The organism is Mycobacterium talmoniae (genome assembly GCF_001854525.1).
Taxonomy (GTDB): domain Bacteria; phylum Actinomycetota; class Actinomycetes; order Mycobacteriales; family Mycobacteriaceae; genus Mycobacterium; species Mycobacterium talmoniae.
This window is the reverse complement of record NZ_MLQM01000233.1, coordinates 1-6,202: the sequence shown is the minus strand read 5'-3', so window position 1 is coordinate 6,202 and position 6,202 is coordinate 1. Positions and strand designations below refer to the sequence as shown.

Annotated in this window: 7 protein-coding genes and 1 pseudogene; all 8 read right to left on the bottom strand. The window is 71.0% G+C overall.

Annotation, left to right across the window (positions count from 1 at the left end; genetic code table 11):
• On the bottom strand, positions 1–590 hold a 590-nt coding region (locus BKN37_RS25090), incomplete at its 3' end, for a tRNA (adenosine(37)-N6)-threonylcarbamoyltransferase complex transferase subunit TsaD (protein ID WP_479724566.1).
• On the bottom strand, positions 587–1,021 hold the full coding sequence (gene rimI, locus BKN37_RS30040; RefSeq protein WP_423212842.1) for a ribosomal protein S18-alanine N-acetyltransferase: 435 nt from the start codon (positions 1,019–1,021) through the stop codon (positions 587–589). The genes BKN37_RS25090 and rimI, both read right to left, overlap by 4 nt.
• 9 nt (positions 1,022–1,030) lie before the next feature.
• Positions 1,031–1,660: pseudogene (tsaB, locus tag BKN37_RS30035) on the bottom strand (tRNA (adenosine(37)-N6)-threonylcarbamoyltransferase complex dimerization subunit type 1 TsaB); the annotation flags it as partial.
• A complete protein-coding gene (gene tsaE / locus BKN37_RS25080; protein ID WP_095407206.1) occupies positions 1,657–2,115 on the bottom strand; it encodes a tRNA (adenosine(37)-N6)-threonylcarbamoyltransferase complex ATPase subunit type 1 TsaE in 459 nt (152 codons plus the stop codon). The pseudogene tsaB and the gene tsaE, both read right to left, overlap by 4 nt.
• Positions 2,108–3,208, bottom strand: a complete 1,101-nt coding sequence (locus BKN37_RS25075) for an alpha/beta fold hydrolase (protein WP_071029749.1) — start codon at positions 3,206–3,208, stop codon at positions 2,108–2,110. The genes tsaE and BKN37_RS25075 overlap by 8 nt, the downstream gene beginning before the upstream one ends.
• Positions 3,201–4,343: an alanine racemase gene (gene alr / locus BKN37_RS25070; RefSeq protein ID WP_194074181.1), complete on the bottom strand. Its 1,143-nt coding sequence runs from the start codon at positions 4,341–4,343 to the stop codon at positions 3,201–3,203. Before alr ends, BKN37_RS25075 begins: the two co-directional genes overlap by 8 nt.
• A gap of 113 nt (positions 4,344–4,456) precedes the next feature.
• Complete coding sequence (gene gad, locus BKN37_RS25065) at positions 4,457–5,842, bottom strand: glutamate decarboxylase (RefSeq protein ID WP_071029745.1); 1,386 nt, start codon at positions 5,840–5,842, stop codon at positions 4,457–4,459.
• Positions 5,843–5,856: 14 nt separating this feature from the next.
• Positions 5,857–6,202: NAD(P)H-hydrate dehydratase (locus BKN37_RS25060; protein WP_278184975.1), on the bottom strand; the 346-nt coding region annotated here is incomplete at its 5' end.

Sequence of the window (6,202 nt, the reverse complement as noted above, 5' to 3'; positions counted from 1 at the left end):
GCGACGCGGTCCCCGGTGCGGGCCAGCTCGTCGAGCACCCGCCCGCCCGGATAGCCCAGGCCCAGCAGCCGGGCCACCTTGTCGTAGGCCTCGCCGGCCGCGTCGTCGACGGTGCTGCCCAGCTCGATGATCGGTTCGCCCAGCGACCGCACGTGCAGCAGGTGGGTGTGCCCGCCGGACACCAGCAGGCCCACGCTTTCCGGCAGCGGCCCGTGCTGGTAGACGTCGGCGGCGAGGTGCCCGCCCAGGTGGTTGACCGCGTAAAACGGCACCCCCCAGGCGGCCGCGTAGGCCTTGGCCGCGGCCACCCCCACCAGCAGGGCGCCCGCCAGCCCCGGCCCGATCGTCGCGGCGACGACGTCGGGTCGGTCCAGCTGCGCGGCGGCCAGCGCGCGCCGCATGGTCGGCCCCAGCGCCTCCAGGTGTGCGCGGGACGCGATCTCGGGCACCACCCCGCCGAACCGGGCGTGCTCGTCGACGCTGGAGGCCACCTCATCGGCCAGCAGGGTCACGGCGCCGTCCGCGTCGAGTCGGGCGATGCCGACACCGGTTTCGTCGCAGGAACTTTCGATCGCCAAAATGGTCGTCATCCGCTTACCTCCCGCCGCATGGTGTAGGCGTCGGCGCCGCTGACCCGGTAGTAGCGCTTGCGCAGCCCCACTTGTTCGAAACCCGCGGCGCGGTACAACGCGATGGCCGCCTGATTGTCGGTGCGGACCTCCAGGTGCACGACGCCGCCGTCGGCGAAGTCCAGCAGGTCGGCGAGCAGCCGCCGACCGATTCCGCGGCCCTGCCAGGCGGGATCGACGCCGATGGTGTGGATCTCGTATTCGTAGGGCGGGATGCGGCCCAGCCGCGCGATTCCGGCGTAGCCGACGAGTTTGCCGTCGGCCCGCGCCGCCACGTAGTGGTTGTGCTTGCCGGCGACTTCGTGGAGGAAGGCGCCCACCGGCCAGGGATCGTCGCCCTTGAACAGCAGCGCCTCCAGCTCCGCGCACCGGTGCGCGTCGGCGCGGCCCAGCGGGTCGATGGTGACGGCGGCGGCCGGCGCTTTGGCGTCCGGCCGGCGCAGATACAGCGGCACCAGGGGTTCGGGCTTGGCATCCCAGTCACCTACCGCCGCAACCAATCCCGCAACGTTCGGACAGGCGATGTCGAGCACCGGTAGGCCGAACAGCCCAGCATGCGCCGGCGACCCGGCCACCGCCTGCGCCGCGCCGGGGTCGACATCGGCCGGGGACCCCACCGCCGGGCCCGCGGTGCGGACCCCGTCGCGGTAACGCGCCCAATACACCTCGCGCCGCCGCGCGTCGGTGACCACCAGCGCCTCACCGCCGGTCTGCACCCCGATCGCGTCCAGGCTGCACACCCCGTGCACCGGGATGCCCAGCGCGTGCCCGTAGGCGGCGGCGGTGGCCATGCCCACCCGCAGGCCGGTGAACGGTCCGGGCCCGCAACCCACCACCACCGCACCGAGATCGGCCATGCCCAACCCGGCGTCGGTGAGCGCGGCCAGCACGTTGGGGGTCAGCCGTTCGGCGTGCGCTCGGGCGTCGACGGTCACCCGTTCGGCGAGCACCGTGACCCCTTCACCGCGGCGAACAATGCCGGCGGTCACCGCCGGGGTGGCGGTGTCGATGGCCAGGATCACCTGCGTCATGGCTGACTCCACCGCCACACCGCGGTCCGCACCTCGGAGTTGCTGGCGCGCTCCAACCGGATGTCGAGATGACGCTCGGAGAGCCGCTCGGCGAGCCCCTCCCCCCATTCCACGACGACCACCGCGTCGTCGAGATCGGTGTCGAGATCCAGCGAGTCCAACTCGGCCAGCAGATCGGCGCCGGGGTGATCCAGCAGCCGGTACATGTCGACGTGGATCATCGCCGGCGCCCCGGCTTGACGCGGCCGATGCACCCGCGCCAGCACGAACGTCGGTGACGTCACCGGCCCGTCAACATCCAGCGCGGCGGCGATTCCCTTGGCCAGCACCGTTTTCCCCGCGCCGAGCGGACCGGTCAGCACCACCACGTCGCCGGCGCGCAACTGCTCGCCCAGCCGGGCGCCGAGCGCAATGGTGTCCTCGACCGTGCTCAGGGTCGCTGCGGCCTCAGGCACGGTGCCGGGTCCGATCCCGCAACCGTCGGGTCAGCGCGGCCAACCGGGTGGGGGTGGCCCGCTCCACCAGGCGGACTAACCCGTCGTTGATGGCGTCGGGTTCCTCCAGCTGCACCAGATGCCCCGCGCCGCCGACGACGACGAGTTCGCAGTCCCACAGCGCCGCGGCCATCGCCCGCGAGTACCCGTCCGGGGTAAGCAGATCGTGGTCCCCGCAGGCGATCAGGGTGGGGATCCGCGACAGGATCGGCAACGCCGCGCTTTCGTCGTGCACCTCCAGCGCGTGCAGGAAGCCCACCAGGGTGGCGATCGGCGTGTCGTGCATCATCTTCTCGGAGAACGCCACCACGCTGGGGCTGATCTTCTCGTTGCCGTAGGACGCCGCCCGCAGGATCGGGCCGATCACCGCGCGGGCCGCGCCGCGGCCCCGGTGCACCAGCTTCGGCGCGTAGCGGGCGGAGAACTGGACGGCCTCCAGCGCCGGATTCCGCAGGATCTCGCCCAGCGGTGACCGCGACACCCCTTTGGCCGCAGACGCAATCAACGCCGCACCGACGATGCGGCTGCCGTAGTGCTGCGGGAACTGCCGGGCGTGCGACAACACCGTCATACCGCCCATCGAATGCCCAACCAGCACGACCGGACCGCGCGGCGCCGTCGCGCGCAGCACCGCCTCCAGGTCCTCGCCGAGCTGCGGCACCGTGTAGGTGTCGGGGGCGGCCTCGCCGGACAGGCCGTGGCCGCGCTGATCGTAGAAGACCATCCGCACCTGCGGACCCCACTCCTGGGTCAGCCGCATCCGCTGAAAATGGAAGGCCCCCATCCGAAGACAGAAACCGTGGGCGAATACCACGGTCAACGGCGCATCCGGCGGCCCGACCTCCCGCACCGCCAACGACACCCCGTCGGATGTGGTGACCACCGTGCTGCGGTCGCCGTTCAACACGTCGAAGTCTTCGTCGAGGTACGGGTCGTCAAGCGTGGTGCGCCGGGTCATCGAGCGAGCGACGGTGACGCCGGCGATGCTGCCCACCGCGGTCACACCGGCCGCGCCGGCTAACCACCGGCTGCGCCACCGTCCGCGGTCAGCCACGGTAGGTCCTGGTGACCCGGCCCCGCGGACTGGTCACCACTTCGTAGTGGATGCTGCCGAGCACGTCGGCCCAATCCTGGGCGGTCGGTTCGCCCTGGGTGCCGGGCCCGAACAGGATCGCCTCGTCGCCTTCGCTGACGTCGACGGGCCCCGGGCCCAGATCGACGACGAACTGGTCCATGCACACCCGCCCCACATTGCGCCGCCGACGACCGTTGATCAGCACCTCGAAACGCCCACTGAGCGGACGGAACACGCCGTCGGCGTAGCCGATCGGCAGCAGCGCCACCGTGGTGTCCCGGTCGGCGACCCAATCGTGACCGTAGGACACGCCGTCCCCGGCCCGGATCGATTTGATCAGCGCCACCGGGCATTTCAACGTCATCGCGGGTATCAGGCCGAGCTGGCCCCGCTCCGGGATGGGGCTGAGCCCGTACACGGCGATGCCGGGCCGGACCAGGTCGTAGCACAGATCCGGCCGGGTCAAGGTGGCCGCCGAATTCGACAGGTGGGCAACCTGGTAGCGCAGGCCACGGGCCCGCGACTGGGTCAGCAGCGCGGAAAACCGTTGCGCCTGCAGGTCGATGAACGGGTGCTCGGGACGGTCGGCGTGCACCATGTGCGACATCAGCCCATGTATTCGAACCATGCCCTCGGCCTGGGCGCGCAGCAGCGCATCCGCCAGGGCCGGGTAGAGCGCGGCGTCGATCCCATTGCGGTTGAGCCCGGTGTCGACCTTGACGGTCACCGCGGCGGTGATGCCGGTGCGGCGCACCGCGTCGAGCAGTTCGGACAACTGCCGCAGCGAGGACACCGCGATGCCCACATCGGCGGTCAACGCGGGCGCGAAGTCGGTGCCCGGTCGGTGCAGCCAGGCCAGCACCGGCGCGGTGATGCCGCCCGCCCGTAACTCCAGCGCCTCGCCGACGGTGGCGACACCGAGTTCGGCCGCCCCGGCGCCCAGCGCGGCGCGCGCTACCCGCACCGCGCCGTGACCGTAGCCGTCGGCCTTGACGACGGCCATGACCTGCGCGGATCCGGCGTGCTCACGCAGCACCTGCACGTTGTGCGCGATGGCGCCCAAGTCCACGACGGCCTCGGCGATCAAGCCGGACGTCTGGGATATCGCACTCATCTCACCGGCGATTGTCCCAGAACCCGGCATGTGCCTCCCATCACGCGCCGAACGTGCGGTCACGGCGAAAAAAGTCGCGAAATCCCGCCCTGGCCGCACGCTCGACGCAAGACTCAGTGCGCGAAGTGCTGTTCGGCGTAGTGGCGGCCCGGTTTGAGCTTGTCCAGGCTGGCCACCGCCTTGGCCACGTCGTCGTGCAGGGCCCGGGCCAGATCCGCCGACAGCCCCTCGCGCACCACGATGCGCAGCACCGAGACGTCCGTGGCGTTGTCCGGCATGGTGTAGGCGGGCACCTGCCAGCCGTAACTGCGCAGCTCGTGCGACACGCCGAACTCGGTGTAGCCGGGGTTGCCGGCCAGCCGGGCGGCCACCACCGGGATCGCCGACCCGTCGGAGATCAGCTCGAAGTGTTGGCTCTCGGCCAGCTGGTGGCCCAGCCAGCGCGCGGTCTCCGACAACGACTGCATGACCTGGGTGTAGCCGTCGCGGCCCAGCCGCAGGAAGTTGTAGTACTGGCCGACCACCTGGTTGCCCGGCCGGGAGAAATTCAGCGTGAACGTCGGCATGTCACCGCCCAGGTAGTTGACCCGAAACACCAGGTCCTCGGGCAGATGTTCGGGGCCGCGCCACACCACGAACCCGATGCCGGGATAGGTCAACCCGTACTTGTGGCCGCTGGCGTTGATCGACACCACCCGCGGCACCCGGAAGTCCCACTTGAGGTCCGGGTGCAAAAACGGCACCACGAACCCGCCGCTGGCCGCATCGACGTGCACCGGCACGTCGACCCCGCCGTCGGCGGCCAGTTTGTCCAGCGCCGCGCAGATCTCGGCGACCGGCTCCAGCTCACCGGTGTAGGTGGTGCCCAGGATCGCCACCACCCCGATGGTGTTCTCGTCGACGGCATCGATGACCTGCTCGGGGGTGATGACGTAGCGGCCCTCCTCCATCGGCAGGTAACGCGGCTCGACGTCGAAGTAGCGGCAGAACTTCTCCCACACCACCTGCACGTTGGAGCCCATCACCAGGTTGGGGGTGCGGTTCTTCCAGTCGGCGCCGACCTTCTGGCGCCAGCGCCATTTCAGCGCCAAACCGCCCAACATCACCGCCTCGCTCGACCCGATCGTCGACACCCCGGTCGCGCTGGACGGGTCGTCGTCGCGCAGCCCGGGCGCGTGAAACAGGTCGGCGACCATGCACACGCAGCGCTGCTCGATGGCGGCGGTGGCCGGGTATTCGTCCTTGTCGATCATGTTCTTGTCGAAGGTCTCGGCCATCAACTTCTCGGCCTCGGGGTCCATCCAGGTCGTCACGAAGGTGGCCAGGTTCAGCCGCGAGCTGCCGTCGAGCATCAGTTCGTCGTGGATGAACCGGTAGGCCGCTTCGGGGTCCATCGATTCGGCGGGCAACCGTAGCGCCGGCACCGGGGCGGTGAACATCCGGCCGGTGTAGGCCGGGCCGATCGAGCGGGCGGGGACGGACGGGTGAGACGACGTCACGAGAAGAACCTTTCCTAGAGACGAGCGAGGGCGGTGCGGATATGGGCAAGGATGCGCGACGCCGATGTCGGCGCATCCTGGGGACCGGGGTCGGCGGCCGCAGCGGCCGCCGCGCGGGCGTGCACGAACGCGGCGGCCGCGGCGGCTTCCCCGGCCGGCAGCCCGGAGGCCAGCAGAGCGCCGATCATCCCGGACAGCACATCCCCGGAGCCCGCGGTGGCCGCCCACGACGCCCCGGCCGGGTTGAGGTAGACCGGCCCGCCGGGCTCGGCGATGACGGTGACGTTGCCCTTGAGCAGAACGGTGGCGCCCAGTTCGTCGGCCAGCGCGCGGGCGGCGCCGACCCGGTCGGCGCCGGGC

Excerpts from the sequence above, each read along its gene's own strand:
- alr (WP_194074181.1), bottom strand. The coding sequence starts at position 4,343 with ATGAGTGCGATATCCCAGACGTCCGGCTTGATCGCCGAGGCCGTCGTG.